The organism is Armatimonas sp. (genome assembly GCF_031410135.1).
GTDB lineage: Bacteria > Armatimonadota > Armatimonadia > Armatimonadales > Armatimonadaceae > Armatimonas.
In genome coordinates, this window is the sequence record NZ_JANNYP010000429.1 from 1 (window position 1) to 20300 (window position 20300).

The 20300-nt window shown below is 58.6% G+C and carries 23 protein-coding genes; 15 read left to right on the top strand and 8 right to left on the bottom strand.

All coding sequences use genetic code 11. From position 1 onward, the window contains the following. The 3 genes from RMO15_RS33310 to RMO15_RS15790 all read left to right on the top strand — a co-directional run. The coding region (locus tag RMO15_RS33310) for an FHA domain-containing protein (protein WP_369016123.1) at positions 1–165 on the top strand (165 nt) is incomplete at its 5' end. A gap of 7 nt (positions 166–172) precedes the next feature. Next, positions 173–1531 carry a VWA domain-containing protein gene (locus tag RMO15_RS15785; RefSeq protein ID WP_309714407.1) on the top strand — a complete coding sequence of 453 codons (1359 nt, stop codon included), beginning with the start codon at positions 173–175 and terminating at the stop codon, positions 1529–1531. Continuing rightward, the gene (locus RMO15_RS15790; protein WP_309714408.1) at positions 1528–2547 is read left to right on the top strand and encodes an FHA domain-containing protein; all 1020 of its coding nucleotides are present in this window, start codon (positions 1528–1530) and stop codon (positions 2545–2547) included. The genes RMO15_RS15785 and RMO15_RS15790 overlap by 4 nt, the downstream gene beginning before the upstream one ends. Before the next feature lie 18 nt (positions 2548–2565). Here the strand turns inward: RMO15_RS15790 and RMO15_RS15795 are convergent, their stop codons facing one another. From RMO15_RS15795 to RMO15_RS15810, 4 genes are all read right to left on the bottom strand, one after another. Further along, positions 2566–2841 (bottom strand): hypothetical protein, encoded by a 276-nt coding sequence (locus RMO15_RS15795; protein WP_309714409.1) that lies wholly within the window; start codon positions 2839–2841, stop codon positions 2566–2568. A 93-nt stretch (positions 2842–2934) separates the two neighbouring features. Beyond that, entirely contained in the window at positions 2935–4620 is a 1686-nt protein-coding gene (locus RMO15_RS15800; protein ID WP_309714410.1) for a serine/threonine-protein kinase, read from the bottom strand. Positions 4621–4626: 6 nt separating this feature from the next. Then, positions 4627–6138 (bottom strand): protein phosphatase 2C domain-containing protein, encoded by a 1512-nt coding sequence (locus tag RMO15_RS15805; protein ID WP_309714411.1) that lies wholly within the window; start codon positions 6136–6138, stop codon positions 4627–4629. A 106-nt stretch (positions 6139–6244) separates the two neighbouring features. Next, positions 6245–7414, bottom strand: a complete 1170-nt coding sequence (locus RMO15_RS15810; RefSeq protein WP_309714412.1) for an FhaA domain-containing protein — start codon at positions 7412–7414, stop codon at positions 6245–6247. A gap of 79 nt (positions 7415–7493) precedes the next feature. On the opposite strand from RMO15_RS15810, the gene RMO15_RS15815 reads away from it, so the two are divergent. From RMO15_RS15815 to RMO15_RS15845, 7 genes are all read left to right on the top strand, one after another. Then, complete coding sequence (locus RMO15_RS15815) at positions 7494–8504, top strand: phosphate/phosphite/phosphonate ABC transporter substrate-binding protein (protein WP_309714413.1); 1011 nt, start codon at positions 7494–7496, stop codon at positions 8502–8504. Further along, positions 8504–8926 (top strand): hypothetical protein, encoded by a 423-nt coding sequence (locus RMO15_RS15820; protein ID WP_309714414.1) that lies wholly within the window; start codon positions 8504–8506, stop codon positions 8924–8926. Before RMO15_RS15815 ends, RMO15_RS15820 begins: the two co-directional genes overlap by 1 nt. Continuing rightward, positions 8923–9723, top strand: a complete 801-nt coding sequence (gene phnC / locus RMO15_RS15825; protein WP_309714415.1) for a phosphonate ABC transporter ATP-binding protein — start codon at positions 8923–8925, stop codon at positions 9721–9723. The genes RMO15_RS15820 and phnC overlap by 4 nt, the downstream gene beginning before the upstream one ends. Continuing rightward, positions 9720–10484 carry a phosphonate ABC transporter, permease protein PhnE gene (gene phnE, locus RMO15_RS15830; protein ID WP_309714416.1) on the top strand — a complete coding sequence of 255 codons (765 nt, stop codon included), beginning with the start codon at positions 9720–9722 and terminating at the stop codon, positions 10482–10484. The genes phnC and phnE (RMO15_RS15830) overlap by 4 nt, the downstream gene beginning before the upstream one ends. 85 nt (positions 10485–10569) lie before the next feature. Then, on the top strand, positions 10570–11316 hold the full coding sequence (gene phnE, locus RMO15_RS15835; RefSeq protein ID WP_309714417.1) for a phosphonate ABC transporter, permease protein PhnE: 747 nt from the start codon (positions 10570–10572) through the stop codon (positions 11314–11316). A gap of 15 nt (positions 11317–11331) precedes the next feature. Then, positions 11332–11952, top strand: a complete 621-nt coding sequence (locus RMO15_RS15840) for a hypothetical protein (RefSeq protein ID WP_309714418.1) — start codon at positions 11332–11334, stop codon at positions 11950–11952. Next, positions 11952–12449, top strand: coding sequence for a GNAT family N-acetyltransferase (locus tag RMO15_RS15845; protein WP_309714419.1), 498 nt, complete (start codon positions 11952–11954; stop codon positions 12447–12449). Before RMO15_RS15840 ends, RMO15_RS15845 begins: the two co-directional genes overlap by 1 nt. Here the strand turns inward: RMO15_RS15845 and RMO15_RS15850 are convergent. Continuing rightward, the gene (locus RMO15_RS15850) at positions 12412–13581 is read right to left on the bottom strand and encodes a threonine synthase (protein ID WP_309714420.1); all 1170 of its coding nucleotides are present in this window, start codon (positions 13579–13581) and stop codon (positions 12412–12414) included. The two genes, RMO15_RS15845 and RMO15_RS15850, sit on opposite strands and share 38 nt — an antisense overlap. Before the next feature lie 196 nt (positions 13582–13777). Further along, complete coding sequence (locus tag RMO15_RS15855; protein ID WP_309714421.1) at positions 13778–15073, bottom strand: helix-turn-helix transcriptional regulator; 1296 nt, start codon at positions 15071–15073, stop codon at positions 13778–13780. A gap of 184 nt (positions 15074–15257) precedes the next feature. Between RMO15_RS15855 and RMO15_RS15860 the strand changes: the two genes are divergently transcribed. The 4 genes from RMO15_RS15860 (at position 15258) to RMO15_RS15875 (ending at position 17881) form a co-directional block, all read left to right on the top strand. Continuing rightward, positions 15258–15842 (top strand): hypothetical protein, encoded by a 585-nt coding sequence (locus RMO15_RS15860; RefSeq protein WP_309714422.1) that lies wholly within the window; start codon positions 15258–15260, stop codon positions 15840–15842. A 250-nt stretch (positions 15843–16092) separates the two neighbouring features. Next, a complete protein-coding gene (locus RMO15_RS15865; protein WP_309714423.1) occupies positions 16093–16233 on the top strand; it encodes a hypothetical protein in 141 nt (46 codons plus the stop codon). Between the two features lie 108 nt (positions 16234–16341). Then, positions 16342–16785, top strand: coding sequence for a pentapeptide repeat-containing protein (locus tag RMO15_RS15870; protein WP_309714427.1), 444 nt, complete (start codon positions 16342–16344; stop codon positions 16783–16785). A 253-nt stretch (positions 16786–17038) separates the two neighbouring features. After that, on the top strand, positions 17039–17881 hold the full coding sequence (locus tag RMO15_RS15875) for a pentapeptide repeat-containing protein (protein ID WP_309714424.1): 843 nt from the start codon (positions 17039–17041) through the stop codon (positions 17879–17881). 255 nt (positions 17882–18136) lie between these two features. Here the strand turns inward: RMO15_RS15875 and RMO15_RS33315 are convergent, their stop codons facing one another. Further along, a complete protein-coding gene (locus tag RMO15_RS33315; RefSeq protein ID WP_369016122.1) occupies positions 18137–18235 on the bottom strand; it encodes a DUF4058 family protein in 99 nt (32 codons plus the stop codon). A 62-nt stretch (positions 18236–18297) separates the two neighbouring features. Here RMO15_RS33315 and RMO15_RS15880 point away from each other — a divergent pair, with 62 nt between their 5' ends. Next, on the top strand, positions 18298–18765 hold the full coding sequence (locus tag RMO15_RS15880; RefSeq protein ID WP_309714425.1) for a hypothetical protein: 468 nt from the start codon (positions 18298–18300) through the stop codon (positions 18763–18765). Between the two features lie 697 nt (positions 18766–19462). On the opposite strand, the gene RMO15_RS15885 is transcribed toward RMO15_RS15880, so the two are convergent. Continuing rightward, entirely contained in the window at positions 19463–19807 is a 345-nt protein-coding gene (locus RMO15_RS15885) for a lysozyme inhibitor LprI family protein (protein WP_309714426.1), read from the bottom strand. Positions 19808–20300: the final 493 nt, after the last annotated feature.

The following is a 20300-nucleotide window of genomic DNA, read 5'->3' on the forward strand; positions in this document are numbered from 1 at the left end:
GCATCGCGACGGCACGCACAGCTTGTGAGTGAGAATGGCGGGGTGGCGCTCGAAGACTTGGGGAGTACCAACGGAACATTCGTCAACGGCCAGCGCATCACCCGTGTCGCACTCGCGCTGGGCGATCAGATCGTGATCGGCACCAGTACACTGAGGGTGGAGTAGGAAAAAAATGGATCAGACAATTCGCGTGAATCCGACGATGCTGGGGGGCGACCCCAACCGAACCCAGATGGCACAGCCAACCGTGATGGGACTTCCCCCGTCGGTCGGGGGCCAGGGGGGCGGGCCGTCGCTGGCACTCAACGTTAAAGTGAGTAATCGCTATGCCTTTGCGGGTGACCGGACACGGGCGCACGTGCTGACTCAGATCTCGGCGGGCGGCGCGGGGGGCTTTGTGCCGGGCGGCAAGCGCTTGCCGGTGAATGTTTGCCTGGTGATTGACCGTTCGGGCTCGATGGACGGCTCCCCGATCCAGTACGTCAAGAAGGCCTGCGAGCACGTGGTGGACCTGCTCACCCCCGATGATGTGCTCTCCATCGTCACGTTTGAGGAGTCGGTCGAGGTGCTCATGCCCGCGCGGCGGGTGACCGATCCGAACCTTATCAAGCAGCACATCCAGCGCATTGTCGCCGGAACCACGACGAACCTCTTTGATGGGCTCTATGCAGGCGGCTCCCAAGTGGCGTCGGTGCCGATGGCAGGCTATGTAACTCGGGTTTTATTGCTGACGGATGGCGAGCCGACGGCGGGACTCAAAGACTTCCAGAGCATTGTCCAGCAGGTCGCGGACCTAAAAGCCCGCGGAATCACGGTCACGGCGCTGGGCTTTGGGCCTGAGTACAACGAGGAGCTGATGGCTGGAATCGCCCGCCGCTCTGGGGGGAACTACTACTACATCGAGCGCCCCGAGCAGATCCCCGAGGTCTTTCAGAAAGAGATGATGACGATTCTGGGGGTGACTGCCAAGAACATCCGCCTGACCCTCACGCTCCCGCGCGGTGTCACCGTGCGTCAGTGCTACGGCTCCCCGCCTGAGCTAGGGGCACGCCACGCCGCCATTACGTTGCCCGATATCGAACGCGGCGCGACCATCACTAAGCTCTGGGAGGTGGACTATGACCCGCACGCGGTGGCGACCTTCCGCACGGCAAAAGTCATCCTCTCCTGGGACGATGGCGCAACCGGCCAGCGCGAGACCCTCACTGCCAACGCCGTGGTCGAGTTCACGGGAGATGCTAGCCGTTTGCCCTCGGGTGCCGATCCGCTCGTCTCGCAAGAACTAAACGCCATGCAGGCGGCCCGTGATCTGGAGAAGACCATGATGGGAATGCGTACCCAGCAGCTCAACCTCGCCGATCTAACAGCTGCTCTCAATAAAACGCAGCAAATGTTCACCCAGCAAGGCAATACTGAGGCCGCCAAGACCGTCCAGATGGCCACCCAAGCCGCCCAGCGCGGCGACACCGGCGGCGCAGAGAAAACGCTGATCGGCACCATCTACAGCCTAGACTTAGGAAAACGCTCATGACCGACTACTACGCCATTTTAGGAGTCGCGCACAGCGCGACCGAGAGCGAGATTCGCACCGCCATGCGCGAGAAAACCCCCGAGGCCCAGCAAGACCCGGACAAGTTCGCGATCCTGATGGATGCCTTCGATACGCTCAAAGATCCCCAAAAACGCGCCGAGTACGACACCAAACGCAGCTCTTCCCCTTCCCTGGAACAGGGAAGGGGCCAGGGGATGGGTTCGGCGGCTGGGGCGCTTGTTGTGGCGGGCGCGTGCCCCGTCTGTAACACGCTTGCGCCCGCCGATGAAGGCTTCTGCGCCGAGTGCGGCTACATGCTCGCCAGCCACATTGGCTCCCCCACTCTTGGGGGCGGGGGGGGCTCGCCCTTGCCCAAGCTCATTGAAGAAAGTGGTCGAGAGCTGATGCTCCGCGTCGGGGAGAGTATCGTAGGCCGCGAGGGCGCCGATGTCGCGCTGCCGCACCCGACTATCTCCCGCCGCCATGCTCGCTTTATCGTCTCCGGCGGCAACTATGTCACGCTGGAGGATTTGGGGAGCACCAACGGCACTAAGATCGCGGGACAGCCGCTTCCAGCGGGGAGCCAGAAAGCTCTCACCAACGGCCAGGCGATCCAGTTTGGCTCGGTGAAGCTCACGATCCAGATTCCCAATGTTCCTCAGCCCGAGCACCGCTCACTCGGTGCCAAAGACCCCGGTCGCGCCCCGATTGCCGCGCTCAGTGGTAGTGTCAGTGGAGCAAGGCTAGAGAGCCCGTCAGGCTCGCACGTGCTCAAAGCCGCTGTCACGACTGTAGGCAGAAAAGCGGGCAACGACATTGTGATCTCCACCGACTCGTTCGTCTCGGGGAGCCATGCCAAGCTCATCTTTGAGAGTGGTAAGTACTCCGTGATAGATATTGGTAGCACGAATGGCACGCGTCTCAATGGGCGCAAGCTCACCGCCAACGTCCCCGAGGCGCTCGCCAGCGGTGACACGATCCAGTTCGGCCAGACCGCGTTTACGTTTAAAGTCTGAACCCATCCCCCGGTGATGTTAGAAATCTGGGGGCAGGTCGTGATAGAGCCACAAGCAAAAGAGAAGCCAAGTGGCTGTTAAGGCAACACCAAACCGGTAAGCAATGCGTTTGGGATGGGGGAGCGACCACGCCAGAAGAAATGCTCCCAGTAAGTTAAGCAGTGCTCTAAACCAGAAGGCAAGCTCAGGAGCGGGAAACAGCCGTCCTAACGCCAAGAAGAGCAGGACATAGACACAGCCTCCCGTGAGGAAGGCCAGAAGATGTCTGCACTCGTCGAGGAACTTGGGTGGCATACGATATTCTACCCAAATAAACCCCTCAGGCCCATTCATGGGTCTTGCCGCAACAGCGGGCCGCTTTAGCCGCCCGTTCGTAAATATCGCCCATCACCGCGTATTGAAGAGTGTCAGTGCGGCCAAGAGCGCAAGAATGATTGTCAGGGTGAGCCAGAGCCGCCAGAGACGTTTGGCAGTGGCGGCTTGAACCAGCAGGACGCCTAGGGGGAGAAGTGCGGTTATGGAAACGGTGAGTAAGACTCCAGGGGTTTGGCTCGACTGAATTGCCTGTGCCGCGAGCACACCGCCTGCCATCACTCCAAGCACCACTGGGAAGAGGCAGAGAATGCGGGTCCAGAGCGACTGGCGAATCCCAATAGAGACGAGCAGGAGCATCGCGCCACTGACCCCGGTCAGCGCGAGCCCACTCAGGAGCTGTCCATTTCGTGAGCCAAAACCTGCGGCGGCGGGGGCGAGAACTAGCAGGAGCATGGGGACGAACCACCAGCGAACACTCTCCTGGCTCCCACGTACCACTGCTTCTATCTTAATCTCAGCAGGAGGAACGAGGGGCTGTTGCGCCTGCCCTCCCCCAAGCGGTGAGAGATCGCTTACCCGCTCAAACCGGGAGAGGCGCTCTTTTAAGGCGGCAAAGGGAACGGTATGTTCTGCGTCCTCGGCTTCAGGGATGGCTTCCTCAGGGCGGGCACGCTCTAAAAACTCACGTAGCTTTCGGTCCGGGCCTAGATCCGCGCGAACAGAGAGCTCCATTGCCAGCTCCGCGATATAGGGCTCACCGATGGCGCGCAGGAATCGGGCAAAACGTCCCTCAATCAGCGCCCGCCGGGACTCGTCCCAGTTCCGTGCTGCTCCTGAGAGAAGTTCATCCAGCGTTCGTACGACCGTACCATCGGAAAAAACAAAGCGATCCGGCAGGTCGTTATTTGTGGGGGGAGGAGGTGGCGCAGGGCTGGGTAGGGCTGGAGTGGGCAGTGGTAGCCCTTCTGTCGCGCCTTTTAGCGTCTCAGCAAACTCTCGGGCGGTCTGGAAGCGATCGGCTTTGCTCTTCGCCAGCGCTTTTTCCAGAACCGAGTCCAGCGCTTCGCTGACACCTGTAGGCGGAGGGACTTCGGTCTCGACAGCCGCTTTCCAGGCAAAGGGGTTGCGCGTATCGGAGACCGTAAAAGGACGCTTTCCCGACAGGAGCTCGTAGAGCACCACACCCACCGCCCAGAGATCCGAGCGCCAGTCCGAAGCTGCTTTTTCGGCGTAGTCCTCGGGGGCCATGTAGGGGTACGTGCCGCCACCATCCGCTACCGATGCCGTGCCCAGTGCTTCCGCTAGGCCAAAATCTGTCAGCTTGATCGTGGTGCCATCATCGCCGATCAGAATATTGGCGGGCTTGATGTCTTTGTGGAGAATGCGTCGCTCGTGGGCAAACGCCAGGGCATCCAGCAAGGCAAGAACAATCCGCGCCGCCTCAGCAGGCTCCAAAGGGCTTCCTAGGCGGCCACGAAGCACCTCCGCGAGATTCTTGCCCCGCACTAGCTCCATGTCTAAAAGAATCACGCCCTCGTGCAAGTCCACCGAGTGGACTTCAATGATATGTGGATGGCGCAGACGATCCAGTACCCGAGCCTCGGAGAGGACTTTCTCCAGCTCTGGCCCCGCAACACGAATCTCCTTGAGCGCGACATTGCGCCGAAGGAGCGTGTCCCAGGCAAGGTAGACAATCCCAGAGGCACCATGCCCCAGGATCTCTAGCCGCTCGTACTTTCCAATCTGGCCGATGGGCATAATTGCCTACTTAGGAGCAGCTTTCGTCCCTTTGGGAGGCGCATTGTGGATCGCGCGGAGGGCTAAGACATGGTAGGTACCATCAATGTAGTAGATATCCCCGGTCTTGGGCTCGATACAGAGCGCTCCCGGGCGGTAGAGATTGGGAATTCGTAGGAGCTCTTTGCCTTCATGCGAGAGCTTGAGAATAATCCCCGCCTCCGACCGCGAGATATAGAGATTACCCTGAGGGTCGTGGGCTAGGTAGCACTCATTATCCGGGGAGTCACTATCCGCCTGCTGGCTATCGGGGACTTTGAGCTTGTCAATCACCACTTTCTCCAGCCGCCCCGGCATCACCGTTACCACCTGCTCGCCCGAGTTACGCAAGAAGGCGACTTCGCCATCAACCCCAAGAGAGAGCTGTGTCCGGCGGGCAAGGGGCGAGTCCACGATGCGCTTGGGAGCCGTATCGTAGATCAGCTTTGTGTAATCTTGGAGCCGTCCTCCCACTGCGACCTCACTGGGGACACTTGGGCTGCCAAGGCGCTCCCCAAGTCGGGTGCGCAGTGACGGAGAAAAAGCCAGCAGGAGCATTCCGAGAAACGCGAGTGCCCCCAGAATCGTGAGCATCAGCATTAGGGGCGAGGGACCACTTTGCTTTGAGCGTCGTCGTCGCCGCTCCGGGCTTCCTTCGGGAGCGGGGACACCGCCGCCACGCTGCTCCACGGGGCGCTTAGATGCCTCTCCAGGTGCTCCTAGCTGCAAAAGCAAGACCGTTGTGTTGTCGTAGCCTCCCTTGCGGTTGGCGGCATCAATAAGATCCTGAACCCGGCGCTCTAAGACTTTCGGAGAGTCCAAAAGCACTTCGATCTCACGGTCGTCGAGCATGGTGGTTAGGCCATCGCTACAGATCAGAACCGTGTCGCCGCGCAACAGAGTCTCCTGGCGCAGCTCGGGCTCTAGCTGGGAGTCTATCCCAATAGCGCGGGTGATCATGTTGCGAAAGCGCGATGAGCGGGCTTCCGCATCGGTCATATTGCCTGCGCGCACCTGCTCATCCACAAAGCTGTGGTCGTTGGTGAGGCGCGTGAACTTGCCTTCACGGAGCAGATAGCCACGCGAGTCCCCCGCATGTGCAAGCCAGAGCGTGTCGCGCCGCACAATCCCCGCGACCACCGTGGTGCCCATCAGTGCATTACTGGGAGCGGGCTCACTGCCTACCGTGGGCTCGTCATCACTGGGGAGCTTGGGGCGAGCGAGGCCATTGACCGCATCGTTGGCGGCTCGGAGTGCCTGGTCCAGTACGCGGGCAGGGTCGGCGGCGGGATCGGTGAGCTTTTCCTTGAGCCACTGCTCGATCACCCGTACGGACTCGTTGGCGGCGATATCACCTGCCTGGAGCCCTCCCATACCATCACAAACCACAAAAGCGGCGTCACAGCCGGGGATATCGAAGATGCCATAGGTATCTTCATTGCCAGAGCGGCGCATGCCTTTGTGCGTATCTGCCGCGATTTGAAGAGAGAGGGTAGCCATAGTTTTTAAAGAGTTCGCTCCCGTTTCAGGGAGAAGAGTAGTGCCAGGATCGCGACGAAGAGTGAGCCTGCAAAGAGAATTCTGAGAAAGACCAGCAATGCACTACTCATGCTGTGCTTCCTTGCTGGAGTTCTTGTTGGAGCTGAAGGGTAATCCCACCCATTTGAATTGTATCGCCGGGATAGAGAGCGACGGGGAAGTTAGCAGGAATGCGCTCGCCATTGACGACTGTCCCAGCCTTAGAATCCAAATCCTCAATCTTGACGAGGCCATCTCGAACGGTCATGCGGGCATGCTGCGGCGCAATCCCCTCCCCCACCAGCACGATATCATCGGTCAGCGCCCGTCCCATAAGCATCCGAGATGCCAGCGTGAAGCTCTCCCCGGAGTCGCTGAGGAGCCGATAGACAGCCCCCCCGACACGGAGACTACCAGGATCGGGAGCAAGCAGGGCAAGCGCGGGAGTTTTCGAAAAGGGCGAGGGAACGGTTAAAAAGTCCTGCGGGATGTGCAGGCGAAGCCGTGTCTGTCCTAGCAGAATCTCATCGCCCTCCGCTAGCGGCACACCTCGGCCCGGTGCCACCCGCTCACCCGCCACATAGGTACCATTGGTGCTGCCTTCGTCATAGAGAACAAAGCGCTTGCCTTCCCAGGTGAGTCGTGCGTGCTTCTTGGAGACCATGCCATCTTCGAGCACCAGCGTATTGCCCGCCTGTTTTCCACGTCCCAGCTGCATACCCGAGGCAGTCAGAGGCAGCTCCTCTATGCGGCCATCGGCGCTCTGGACGGTGAGTATTGCCAGCGGCTCACCCATGAGCTTGGGAGTCGGGGTAGGGAGCGTGCCCAAGTCCACAGGCGCGGATTCAGGCTCGGCAGGTACGGGGGGAGCCGTTGGAGCGGTTTCCCATCTTGAAGTGATTTTCACGCGCTCCACGCGCTCGCCTGCTTCAACTTCCTCCAGGATCACCAGGAGAGGACCACGGGTCTTGTAGCCGTGCTGCCCAATTTTCTCCGCCAGCGCGGCGGCAAGCTCATCGGCATCCAGGAAGGTTCGCACCAGCTGGCGCTCTTCGTCGTCTTCGATGGCAACCGCAATGGTGTAGACATTGGGGACAAAGATCTCCCCGCTGAGACCCTCTTTGCGTGCGTCCTCCATAGTCAGCACCGCTTGACGCAGGATATCGCGAGGACGTAGCTCATCATGGCCCTGCCCCTTAAAGAGTTTTTCGTAGGCATCGGCAAAGCGCCGATTCAGTTTCTCTAGTACGTCCACCACGGTCTCCTTATTTCTTTCGGGTATACTATCAAGCGATCTTTACCGGCATTATACCAACCCGTTTTCCAGGAGAGTTCCCTTGACACAAAATCGCCGTTGTGCTTTCACTATCGCTGCAACACTTACTCTGACCAGTTTCGCGCTACTAGGTTGCAATCCCTCTTCTTCGGGAGGCAGTGGCACCTCTTCCGCCCCCACTGTCGCGGAGGACAAAGCTCCTGACAGACTGATCTTAGGCTTCGTGCCCTCGGTTGAAGCAGATAAAGCCGTCGCCAATGCCAAGCCACTCGCGGATTATCTTACCCAGGAGCTCGGAATCCCCGTTGGCTCGTTTGTCTCGACGGACTATGTCGGGCTAATTGAGGCGATGGCCAGCAAGAAAGTGGACATTGGCTCCCTTCCGACTCTCGGCTATGTTTTAGCAAGAGACAAAAACGCCGCCGAAGTCATCCTCAAGACGGCGCGTGAGATCCCTGCCACCAAAGAAGTCAAGACGACCTACCACTCGATGTTTATCACCCGCGCCGATTCCGGGATTAAGAGCATTGAAGAGGCCAAGGGTAAGCGCATGGCCTTTGTAGACCCCGCCTCAGCGTCGGGCAATCTCTTTCCGCGCTACTACCTAAAAAAGAAGAATATAGACCCGGATAACTTCTTTGCCCAGACCATGTTTGCGGGTGGCCACGACAGCGCGGTGCGGGCGGTCTACAACGGTCAGGTTGATGTCGCCGCCGTCTATGATGATGCGCGCAACAAAGTTGAGAAAACTCTGCCGGATGTCAAGACTAAAGTGATCAAGATCGGCGAGACCGATGAGATTCCCAACGACACGATCTCTGTGCGCGCAGGCCTCAACAAAGAGCTCGTCACCAAGATCCGTGAGGCGCTGCTGAAGTACTCCAAGACCGAAGAGGGCAAGAAAACTCTGAAAGCCATCTACGAAGTCGAGGGCTTCTCCGAGGCACAGGACTCTGACTACGACGTGGTACGCGATGTGGCCAAGGCGATGAATGTTCCGTTGGAGAACTACATGCCCAAGCCTAAGACCGCCGCAACCCCGGCTCCACCTGCCGAGACCCCGAAAAAATAATGTTTGGCCAACCTTCCTGGAAAACCTATACGAACTCCCGCTTCGGCTTCAGTATTCTCTATCCTGCCGATGTTCTTAAGCCAGAGCCACCGCCTGAAAACGGCGACGGCCTGGCATTTCTCTCACGAGACAAAAAAGCGGAGCTACGTGTCTGGGGCGATCTCAATGCCCTCGCAGAAACGGTTCAAGCCCGCTTTGAGACCACACTCAAAGAGGCACCAGGGAAAATTAGTTATAAAGTGCTACGCAAAGACTGGTTCGTGGTCTCGGGCAGCGGCAAGGGCCGTGAGTTCTATAAAAAAGTGATGTTCGGCAAAGATGGCACAGTACGGACGATCTCGCTGGAGTATCCTGTGGCGAGCAAAAAGCGCTTTGACCCTCTCGTGGAGCGCATCGTGCAGTCCTTCAAGGTGCTTCCATGAGCGATGCGGTGCGCGTGGGTGAGCCACTCGTGGTCTTCAAAGATGTCGGGGTGACCTATCCCAACGGGCATCAGGCGCTCAAAAACGTCTCGCTCTCGTTTGCGCCGGGCGAGTTTGTGGCCGTGGTGGGGCTCTCGGGCGCAGGCAAGTCCACCCTGATCCGCTGCATCAACCGGCTTGTCACCCCGACCACGGGGAGCTTACAGGTCAACGGGGTGGAGCTGGTAGGCCTCGATGATGCCGGGCTGCGGCGGGTGCGCTCGCGGGTCGGGATGATCTTCCAGAACTATAACTTAGTGCGGCGCAAGTCTGTGCTGAAGAATGTCTTAGATGGCCGCCTGGCGCACCTACCGACCTGGAAGACGCTACTGGGGCTCTATCCTAAGGAAGACATCGCCCTCGCAAAAGCCTCGCTGGCACGCGTGGGGATTAGTGAGAAAGAAAGTGTCCGCGCTGACCAGCTCTCTGGTGGGCAACAGCAGCGCGTGGCCATTGCTCGCGCCCTCTCCCAGCAGCCGATGATTCTTCTGGCTGACGAGCCCGTGGCTTCGCTCGACCCACCCACCGCCCACCAGGTGATGCGCGATCTCCGGAACTTAGCCCGTGAGGAGAACCTGCTCACGCTGATCAACCTGCACTTTATTGACATGGCGCAAGAGTACGCCGACCGTGTGATCGGCCTTCGTGCCGGGGAGCTGGTCTACGATGGCCCGGCGAAAGGCATGGAAGAGGCCGACTTCGAGCGGATCTACAACCGCAAGATCCGCCCCGATGATCTCCGAGGCGCAGTCGAGTGAAGGGACGCGGCTGGCTTACGGCGGCGATTGTGGCGGGAGTGCTCTACTGGAGCGCACTAGGAACGGGCTTTAGCCTCCCCGAGCTCTCCGAGAATCTCCCCGCCATTGGAGAGTTCTTCCGCAAGCTTTTCCCCAGCGACGGCAAGCCCTGGCCCACCGATGCCCTCCCCGAGATCACCAAGCGCCTGATCGAGACGTTTCGCATTGCGATTTCGGCAAGCCTCTTTGGGTCGCTCTTGGCACTGCCCCTGCCCCTGATCGCCTCCAGAACTCTGGCGGGAAAAACACTCTACACTTTCGGACGCGCTGTGCTGAATCTGGTGCGCTCTGTCCCCGATCTGGTGCTGGCGACGCTTCTTGCGGCTTCATTTGGGATCGGTCCGATGGCGGGATTTCTGGCGCTGCTGGTCTTTAGCTTTGGTGTCGTAGGAAAGCTCCTCTGCGACAGTGTCGAGACCATTGATCCCGGCCCGATGGAGGCGATTGCGGCGGCAGGGGGGACACGCTTCCAGCAGGCGTTCTGCGCCGTTTTCCCGCAAGTCGGCCCAGACTTTCTGGCCTACACGCTCTACTCCTTTGAGATCAATGTCCGCGCGGCATCGGTGCTGGGTGTGGTCGGGGCGGGGGGGATCGGCATGGTCTTGCAATCGTCGCTCTCGCTGATGAAGTACACACAAGTTGGGCTCGTTATCCTGATTACGTTTGGGGTTGTGTTTCTGATTGATTCCTTCTCCACCTGGCTTCGGGGGCGACTGGTATGACTTCCCCCCTAACCCCCGCCCAGCGGGGGGGAAATAAGGAACGTTCTTTTTTGTCCCCCCGTTTTACGGGGGTTAGGGGGGATAGATGAGAGCCTGGCGAGTTTTCTACACGCTACTGGTGGTGGCGCTGGTGGGCTGGTCGCTGGGAGGGATCCAGAACTCCGCGCCGCCGAACACGAAAGAGATTGGGGAGATCATTCGGCAGATGTTCTTCCCGCCCAAGCTCAGCTACCTTCCGGACGTGCTGACAGGGATTCGAGAGAGCATCCAGATCGCGGCGCTAGGAACGGCGATTGCGGCGGTTCTGGCGCTCCCCTTTGGTGTCTTAGCCGCCCGAAACTTAGCGCGGCTGGCGGCTCTCCCGTTTGTGGGCAAGCTCTTGCTCAACGCCATCCGCACCTTCCCCGAGATACTGCTGGCCATCGCCTTTATCAAGTCCGTGGGGCCTGGCCCGTTTGCGGGCGTGCTGGCGATTGCGATCCACTCCATCGGCATGATCGGCAAGCTCTACGCGGAGCGTATTGAGACGGTAGATAAAGGTGCCCTCGAAGCGCTTGCGGCCACGGGAGCCTCGCAGCTGGAGATCTTCCGCAATGGTATCGTCCCTGAGGTGCTCCCAGACTTCCTCTCGTTTGCGCTGTATCGCTTCGATCTCAACGTCCGCTCGGCATCGGTGCTCGGGCTGGTGGGGGCGGGCGGGGTGGGAACCCTGCTCCAAATCCAGCGCCTCGGCGGCAACTGGCCCGAGATCGGGGTGATCGTCATTGCTATCGTCGTCACGGTACTTCTCGTAGACTTCTTCAGCGCCAAGCTCCGCGCCAAGCTTGCCTGACGGTACAATAAGCACATGGCCTACAATGCATTTACACTCAACGAGGTGAAACGTCAGTTCGGCTTACAAATTCACGAACAAGAGGCTCTCTTTGCCGATGCTTCTTCCGTAGAAGTTAGCCCCTGGCTCCAGGAAACACTGCGCGAGTTTGCACCGTTGGCGCTCGCCATGTCTACCGAAAAGGCGCGTTCAGAGATGATTATCGCGCCCATTTTGCTGGAAGTCCGCCGCCAAAAACACGAGACCATCAGCCTCTTCTCCGGGATGGAATTTACGGTGGATGCCGCTCAGGGCTTGGTAGGCTTTTGTGACTATCTCTTCTCTCTTTCCCCCACACACTTTACGATTGAAGCACCAGTTATCGCCGTTGTCGAGGCCAAGAACGAAAATCTACGCGGGGGTATGGGGCAGTGTATCGCCGAGATGGTCGCGGCAAAGCTCTTCAATGAACAACAGGGCAAGCCCCTGCAAACCATCTACGGTGCCGTGACCACCGGAAGCAACTGGCGGTTTCTGCGCCTCCAGAACAGCGATGTTCATATTGACCTGACCGAACGCTACCTCGATCAACCGGGAGCGATTGTTGGTGTCTTGCTTTGGATGATGGAGCACACAGGTTATGGGAGCTATGAGTAGTGCCGATCCGTTTATACAAGTTCGAGGATCTGTCGCGCTTGCAGGAGCTCACGGCGCTGACTTTTGGGCCGGTCTCGATTGACCGCAACATGGAGCAGCTCCTTGGGGAGTTTGGGCCGTCGGGGTGGGAGGCGCGTAAGCGGGCGGCGATTGCGCTGGACTGTGAGCTCCAGCCCGACGGCGTCTTTGTGGCAGTGGACGTAACCGACCGGCCAATCGGCTACGTCACGACGCGGCTTCAGCCTGCCAGTGGGATCGGGTGGATTCCCAACCTAGCGGTAGACCCGGCGTGCCAGGGGCAGGGGGTCGGGCGGGCGCTTCTGGAGCGCGCACTGGAGTTCTTTCGGGAGCGCGGCATGGAGGTCGCTAAGATCGAGACTCTGGAGCAGAATCCCATCGGGCAGCATCTCTATCCCAGCCTGGGGTTTCAGGAAGTCGCGCGGCAGGTGCACTACGCCCTCAGGCTGTCGCCAGCGCCCACGCCTCCAGATACTTAAGCCCACTGCCGGTGTTAAAGAGCACCACGCGCTCGTCTTTCTGCACCAGGTTTTTCTCCAGGAGTTTCTGGAGCGCCGCCAGTGTCGCCGCACCCTCGGGAGCGCAGAAGAGGCCCGTGAGCGCACAGAACTGTCGCCACGCCGCAAACATCTCGTCCTCCGTGACCGCAAGGGCGCAGCCGCCGGACTTGCGGACGGCCTCTAAAATCAGAAAGTCGCCAATCGCACGGGGGACGCGCAGGCCGCTGGCGCTGGTGGTGGCGTTCTCCCAGGGTGTGGCGTGCTCCGTGCCTTCCTCAAACGCACGCACAATCGGAGCGCAGCCTGCGGTCTGCACCGAGATCATGCGCGGGCGCACGCTACTGATCCAGCCGAGCTGCTCCATCTCGTCGAAGGCCTTCCACATTCCGATCAGCCCCGTGCCACCGCCCGTGGGGTAGATAATCACGTCGGGCAGCTGGCCGTCGAGCTGCTCGAAGAGCTCGTAGCCCATGGTCTTCTTCCCCTCTAGGCGATACGGCTCGCGCAGGGTCGCCATGTCAAACCAGCCCAATTCTTTAATGCCGCGTTGCACATGGGCATTGGCATCAGTGATCAGGCCATCAATGAGTGCCAAGTCAACGCCAAAGCTACGGCACTCTGCGACAATGCTGGCGGGCGTGTCCTTAGGCATGGCGATGTGCGCCTCCAGCCCCATCGCGGCGGCGTAGGCACCCAACGCACTCCCTGCATTCCCCGCCGAGCCGACTGCAAGGGATTTTATGCCCAGCTCCGCCGCACGTGCCACCGCCACCGCCATCCCGCGTGCCTTAAACGAGCCGGTCGGGTTCACGGACTCCTCTTTAATGAGCAAGTTGGGCATTCCCAGCTCTCTCCCAAGCCGGTCGGCGGGAAAGAGTGGCGTCCCGCCCTCACCAAGATCGCACACAAACGCCGGGCTCCGCACCGGCAGCAGCGATGCGTAGCGCCAGAGTCCCGACTTGTGCGCCAGCTCCCGTGGCGTGCGCGGCCCGCGCGACAGATCATAGCGTGCCAGCAGCGGCGCTCCGACACGGCTCAGGTTCTGGGGCACATCGGCATCGTAGTGCTCGCCGGTCTTGCTGCACTCAAGGTGTGTCAAAAGGCTCTTCATAGAGCGATTATACCTCTTGCAAAAGTTACCGGAACCAAGCCCCTGAGAACGAGTCTCTGGGCTTAAGAGGGCTACACCCAGAGGGTACCCGGCCTTCGCGAGCAGTAAATTCGGTTGGCGACGAAGGTCGCCGTCGCCCTCTTAAGCCGCTGGATTTATCCGACGGCGACTTTTGCAAGAGGTATATTGTACCTTCTTACTTGATGAGGGAGCCGATTCGCGAGAACTCGTGCTCGGAGAGGCTTGGCTCGCTGTGCTGGTGGGCATAGGTGACTGCCTGGGTAAGATAGCCCTCCGCCACGGCGTAGTCTCCCAGACCGGCGAAGACCTCGGCGTGGTTGCACCAGTGTTTGATAAAAACCAGCGGCGGTGTTCCGTGAGGTAGGGCAGAGTGAGGAATCAAAAACGGGAGTGCATCTCGGAATCGCCCCTGACGACAGAGAAACTCGACATAGGCCCAGCTACGCCTCTGAGTCATTCGCTTGCTGGACGCCGAGGTGATGTTGTGCTTGTAGTTGGCCTCCGCAGCCACCATGTTTCCGATTTTTTCCCAGTTCTGCGCCAGTAGGCAATGATAGCCTGGCTTTGCTCCTGCAGAATAGCGGTGGCCCAGGGAGTCCAACAGAGCCAGATTCCCTTCCCATAGCTTTTTTGAGCCGTAGTTCCTGGGGACATTTCGTCGCTCGTTGCCAAAGGCATCATCGTAGGAGACCTGGCAAGTGATCGCTCTCTGCTGAGCCAGTGTGAGTTGGCCCTGGCTCCTTCCCAGGCTCGCGATGATGGGGGCGACGATCCTCTTGGCGTCTTCGAACCTTTGCAGACGCCAAGCCAGATACACTGCGTACAGAGCGTGCACCGAGAGCGCTTCGATCTCACCGATCTTACCGGCACGGTACAGACTCTGGTAGCGGGCGACGACCGCTAGGTAGACTCCTGCCCAAGCCGTGTCTAGGTCATCCTGCCCGCTTTGGATAAAGTCGTCCAAGGCTTCTCTGTTTTGAGGGAGGGGTTCCACTTGGTTCCAGGCGCGGGTGGTGAGAAAAACCAGCTCGTCCTGGCTCGCTCCGATTGCAAAGCAAAAGGTATGTAGGTTCTCGTTGTTGGGCCAGCACTCGTCTTTCTCCCACTTGAACACTAGGTTCTGGGTGACGCCGACGATCCGAGCGACCTGGCGCTGGGAGACACCGGCTCGCTGACGGAGCACCGAGAGAAGCTCTCCGAGGGAGACGGGCATGTTGGCGTTCGTGTTCGTACGGGCGATCTGGATCGCGCGTGGGGCTTCTACGTTTCGGTAGTAGCTTTGGCGCTCCGTCGGGCTGATGTCAAGAATCTCCAGAACGCGAGTGAGTTCATAAGCGAAGGGAGTCGCCTCCCCTCGTTCCCAGCGCGAGACGGTCGTCCGGTGAACCCCCGCTTGTGCCGCGAGTGCTTGGATCGTTAAGCCGCGTGTCTTGCGTTGTGCCTGTAGTGCGCGCCCCAGTGTCTGCTCCAAAACTCTCTGTCCTCCGCTTGATAATAGCACAGACTCACTAAAACGTAGAAAGTTTGGCGGGAATGTAGCAGGTTTGGTGGTCAGGCTTGGCATTCTCAAGAGGGCATGTTAACCTCCATCCTGGAGGCAGGAATTCACTGCGATAATGCATCAGAAGTCCTTCCCCAGAAAGATTATTATACGAATGAAAATCTCGACCTCAGGTAAAGCCACATTGGTTATCCTCGCAGGAGGTGCGATGCTCTCCGCTCTCGTCCACGCTCAGGTCAGCAACGACCCCTTCGACGTGACGAATGGCGTCAAGATCACAAAGGCGTCTCCGACCATTCCCGGCACTGGGCCGGAAGGCATGTTCGGCGGCAATACGGGCTACCGCAACAACACGGTCGAAAAGGGCAACACCCTCTTCGTCGATGCCGGAACCGATAAGCCCTACTTCGTCGAATTTACGACACCCAAACCGGTGACGATCAAGGGCATCGTGGAGTACGTCGCCCGCGACACGAACAGGAGCCGTACGGCGTACAGGATCCGATTTTACCCCGACCAGAACAACAACGGCAATTTTGACGACGACGGTTACAGGGACACGGGTACGAATCCTCTGGACACCTCCGTGGATGAAAGCACGGGAAAGTCCTCCAAATACGTCTGTACCTTCAGCGGTCCCCCCTGCAAGGCGTCCCGTTTCCGCATCGAATTCTGGGCCAAGCCCGGCGTCAAGAACCCCGGCCCTCGTGTCGTCGAGATCGACGCGATACCGGGTTAGTCATCCCGTCGTGCTCTGGAACGGGCGTGTTGAGTGTCCTCGCGCCCGTTCCTAAATAACACAGACTCACTAAAACGTAGAAAGTTTGGCGATCATGTAGCAGGTTTGGTGGTCAGGCTTGGCACATTGGGAGGGTTGTGATTAAGTGAGACTGTATCGAGTGCCGTCGCCCTGTGGGTAATAATTGCCCATCACCCTGCCTCTCGGATGGGTACCCGGCGCACCACGAACGAGAAAGAAGCTCATTGCTATGACACCTGTTACGACAACAACAACGAACACCAAGACCGTTTTTCAGAAGGCCGCCGTTGGTTTGATGAAGACGCGAACCTTCACCGGACTTGGCGCCATCCTCCTGATCGAGGGCGTGATGATCGGGCAGGAACTCTAACGACCCGCTGCGGCACAGACCGGCGCGGCACAGGACTGCACCAAAATTAGTGTTGAACCGCAGCGAACAGCCTGTTGGTTAAAAAAAGCAAAGGCGGGAGATAAGGCCCTGCGTAATTCTTGGCTCAACGGGGTGGATCTGACTGGGGCGAATCTGACTGGGGCGGATATGTCTGGGGCGCGTCTGGTTAAGGCGAAGCTGGATAAGGCGAATCTGACTGGGGTGGATCTGCGTCAGGCGGATATGCGTAATACGAGTCTGAATGGGGCGAATTTGACTAAGGCGGATCTGCGTCAGGCGAATCTGCATGGGGCGTATCTGCCTAAGGCGAATCTGAATGGGGCGAATCTGAGTGGGGCGATTATACGACAGGTGAATTTTACTGGGGGGAATCTGAATGGGGCGAATCTGACTGGGGCGAATCTGAGTCTGGCGGATTTTACTGAGGTGGATCTGCGTGGGGCGGATCTGACTGGGGCGAGTTTGGTTAATGTGAAGTGGACTGGCTTCAAGAAAGACGCGAATACCAAGGGACTCCCTCCCGGCCGCTAACCCTTGTCCTCGTCCACATACCACACGGGCGGTAGGGACAGCGCGGAGTGGGGGGAGAAGCGAATTCTGCCCCCGCGACTTTGTCTTCCCCCCGCCACTTTGTCTTCCCCCCGCCACTTTGTCTTCCCCCCGCCACAAGGTTGCTTTATACTTTAGGCATCGAGTGCCGTCGCCCCGTGGGTAATAATTGCCCATCACCCTGCCTCTCGGATGGGTACCCAGCGCACCACGAACGAGAAAGAGGCTCATTGCCATGACACCGACAACGACAACGACAACGAACACCAATACCGTTTTTCAGAAGGCCCCTTTTCGGGTACTTGCCACCCTCCTGCTGATCGAGGGCGTGATGATCGGGCAGGTACTCTCACGACCCGCAGCGGCACAGACCGGCGCAGCAAAGACTGGCGCGGCAAAGACCGGCGCGGCACAGGACTGCAACAAAATAAGTGATCAAGTGCAGCGAACAGCCTGTTGGTTGAAAAAAATAAAGGCGGGAGAGAAGTACCTGGTTGGGGCGGATCTGCGTGGGGTGAAGCTGAATGAGGTGGGGGGGCGTGAGGCGGGTCTGAAATATAGGAATCTGCAACAAGCGGATCTGCGCATGGCGTATCTGAATGGAGTGAATCTGACTGAGGCGAATCTGACTGGGGCGGATCTGAGTGGGGCGGATCTGACTGGGGCGAATCTGCTTAGGGCGGATCTGGCAGGGGCGAAGCTGACTAAGGCGAATCTCGAAGGGGCGAATCTGAGTGGGACGAAGCTGACTAAGGCGAATCTCGAAGGGGCGAATCTGAATTATTCGGTTCTGACTAAGGCGGATCTGAGTGGGGCGGATCTGACTAAGGCGAGGATGAATGAGGTGGATCTGACTGGGGCGAATCTGACGGATGCGAAGCTGCAACAAGCGGATCTGCGTGGGGCGAATCTGACTAAGGCGAAGCTGGCGATGGTGAATCTGACTGGGGCGGATCTGCGTGGGGCGAATCTGGAGTGGGCGGATATACGTTATACACGTTCGGCGGATCTGACTGGCGTCAAGACAGACAAGTATACCAAGGGCAATTTCATCGTACTCTTTAACAATATAAAGTGATCAAGTGCAGCGAACAGCCTGTTGGGTGAAAAAAATAAAGGCGGGAGAGAAGTTCCTGCGTGGGGGGGATCTGCGTGGGGTGAAGCTGACTGGGGCGAATCTGACTGGCATCAAGAAAGACAACGATACCAAGGGCCTCTAACCCTTGCCTCGTCCACATACCACACGGGCGGTAGGGACAGCACTCCGCGCTGTCCCTACCCTTTAGTTGCGCTACTTCCTGCGCCGCGCTTATTACTTCCTGCGCGGTGCTACTTACTTCCTGCGAGAAGGGCGCAGGAAGGTCGTGTGAAAGTCCTCCCAAACGCCGCGATCTTCGAGATACGGATCCATTCCAGGAAACGGGCTGGGCATGGCGCGATTGTACCGCACGGGTGTAGAAGGTACAATGCAACGGGAATAAGGAGTCCCAAAGTATGCAGAATCGCATTGATGCCACGTTTTCGGATCAGGATCGCGACGAAGTCCTAGCAGCTATCGCCACGATTCGCGCGAAACTACCCTTTCTTCAGAATGCAACTCTAGAAGATCGGCAAGAACTGCTCAAGCTCGGGCCAAAGAGTGAGGTCTTCGCGGTTGGGATGGTAGATCTAGCCACGCAGGACGACTCTTTCTTGCCGCGCTCCTTTGAACTGGAGGAGCCACAGCAAGACCGCGCTCTACGCGAAAAACTGCGCCCCATCCGCATCGAAATTACCCGTCTCAACGAGGCGCTGGACGACACCGACCTCTTGCTGGGCAGTGATCTCTATGTCGCGGCGCTTGAAATCTACGCGGCGGCAAAACAGCACGGGCGCTCTGAGGCCAACGACACGCTGTTGGCTGAGTTTGGTCGCCGGTTTGCCCGGCAGGGGAAGAAGAAAGCCTCCGACCCTAACCCGTGAGCCTCTTAGGGGTAACTTGCGAACCTCCGAGGTGAACGTGCGAGCCTCCGAGACCGACAAGTTACCCTTCTGACCCTCATGCGTGACCCTCTCAGGGATAACTTTTGACCCTCCGAGGTGAACGGGTTCCCCCCTAACCCTGAACTAGTTTGCCTCCGAGGCAAACTTATCACTCTCTGACTTGAACTAGTTCATGGGTAAAGCCTCACCCGTGAGGGTCAGAGGCAAACCTGTTTCAAAAGTTGCCGTCGGATAAATCCAGCGGCTTAAGAGGGCTACGGGCACCTTCGTGCCCAACGGATTCGGTTGGCTGCATTTCGTGTTGGTTGGCTGCATTTGGTATTTGTTGGCTGCGAAGGCAGCCGTCGCCCTCTCAAGCCGCTGGATTTATCCGTCGGATACTCACTCTCTGACTTGAACTAGTTCATGGGTAAAGCCTCACCCGTGAGGGTCAGAGGCAAACCTGTTTCAAAAGTTGCCGTCGGATACCCGTTCCCCTTAAAGAAAAGAGGGCCAGGGATTGCTCCCCGGCCTTCAACCTTCTCAAAGCCGCCACAGTGAAGCTACAGAGAGCCACCACTACCGCTACAGGCTCTACTTCCTACGACGGGCTACGATGCCACCGACTACGCCTAGGGCGAGAGTGCTGGGTCTGCTGCTCCCGAGCCGGAGGAGGAAGTCATCCCTCTATGCTTGATTACCTTAGAGAGAGTAACCGACGCAGCTCCACAGCGCGCTGACGGACGATCTCCATCCGGTCAGAGCGCCGATCCACCTGGCCCATCGAACCCTGCGTCGCGTACTTTCGATCGATAAGTTTGAACTTGGCGTCGCGCTTAACGATCCAGGCTCGTTGCTCCTTTTGTAGCTCCTTCCACTTCGGCGCGGGAAGCTTCTTGGAGAGCGCCTGGTAGACCCGATTGAGCTCGTTATCCCAGAGCCTGTAGCCCTCGATCATTGCAGCGTTCATCCCCCCCGTCGTCGAGTCCCTCTCCAAAAGAGCATCGATCTTTCGGTCAATGTCTGTCTTGTCTTGTATCAATTTTCTTCTCCTGTCGAAATCGCCGAGCCAAGCAACGGTCAGCAATAGTGAGGTTCTACGGATATATTTCTATATCCTTTAATTATATTCTTGCTGGGAGCAGCCTAAGCGTGACTGAGCGGACGAACCGTAAGCAGATTACCGGACTAGGGCACGTGTAAGCAAAAGGGCTGGGGATTGCTCCCCGGCCTTCAACCTTCTCAAAGCCGCCATAGTGAAGCTACAGAGCCGCTGCCACTGCGGATAGCCGTCCCTCGACGAAGGGTTCTCCCGAGGAGTGGTTCCGGGGGCATTTCGGGAACCTCGGGGGATTCGCCAACAAGGTCAATGATTGTCAGACCCCTCATGTAGCAAGTTAGGTGTTCATGCTTGGCATCTTGGGAGGGTTGTGGTTAAGTGAGACTGTACCGACTGCCGTCGCCCGGTGGGTAATAATTGCCCATCACCCTTCCTCGCGGATGGGTACCCGGCGCACCACGAACGAGAAAGAGAC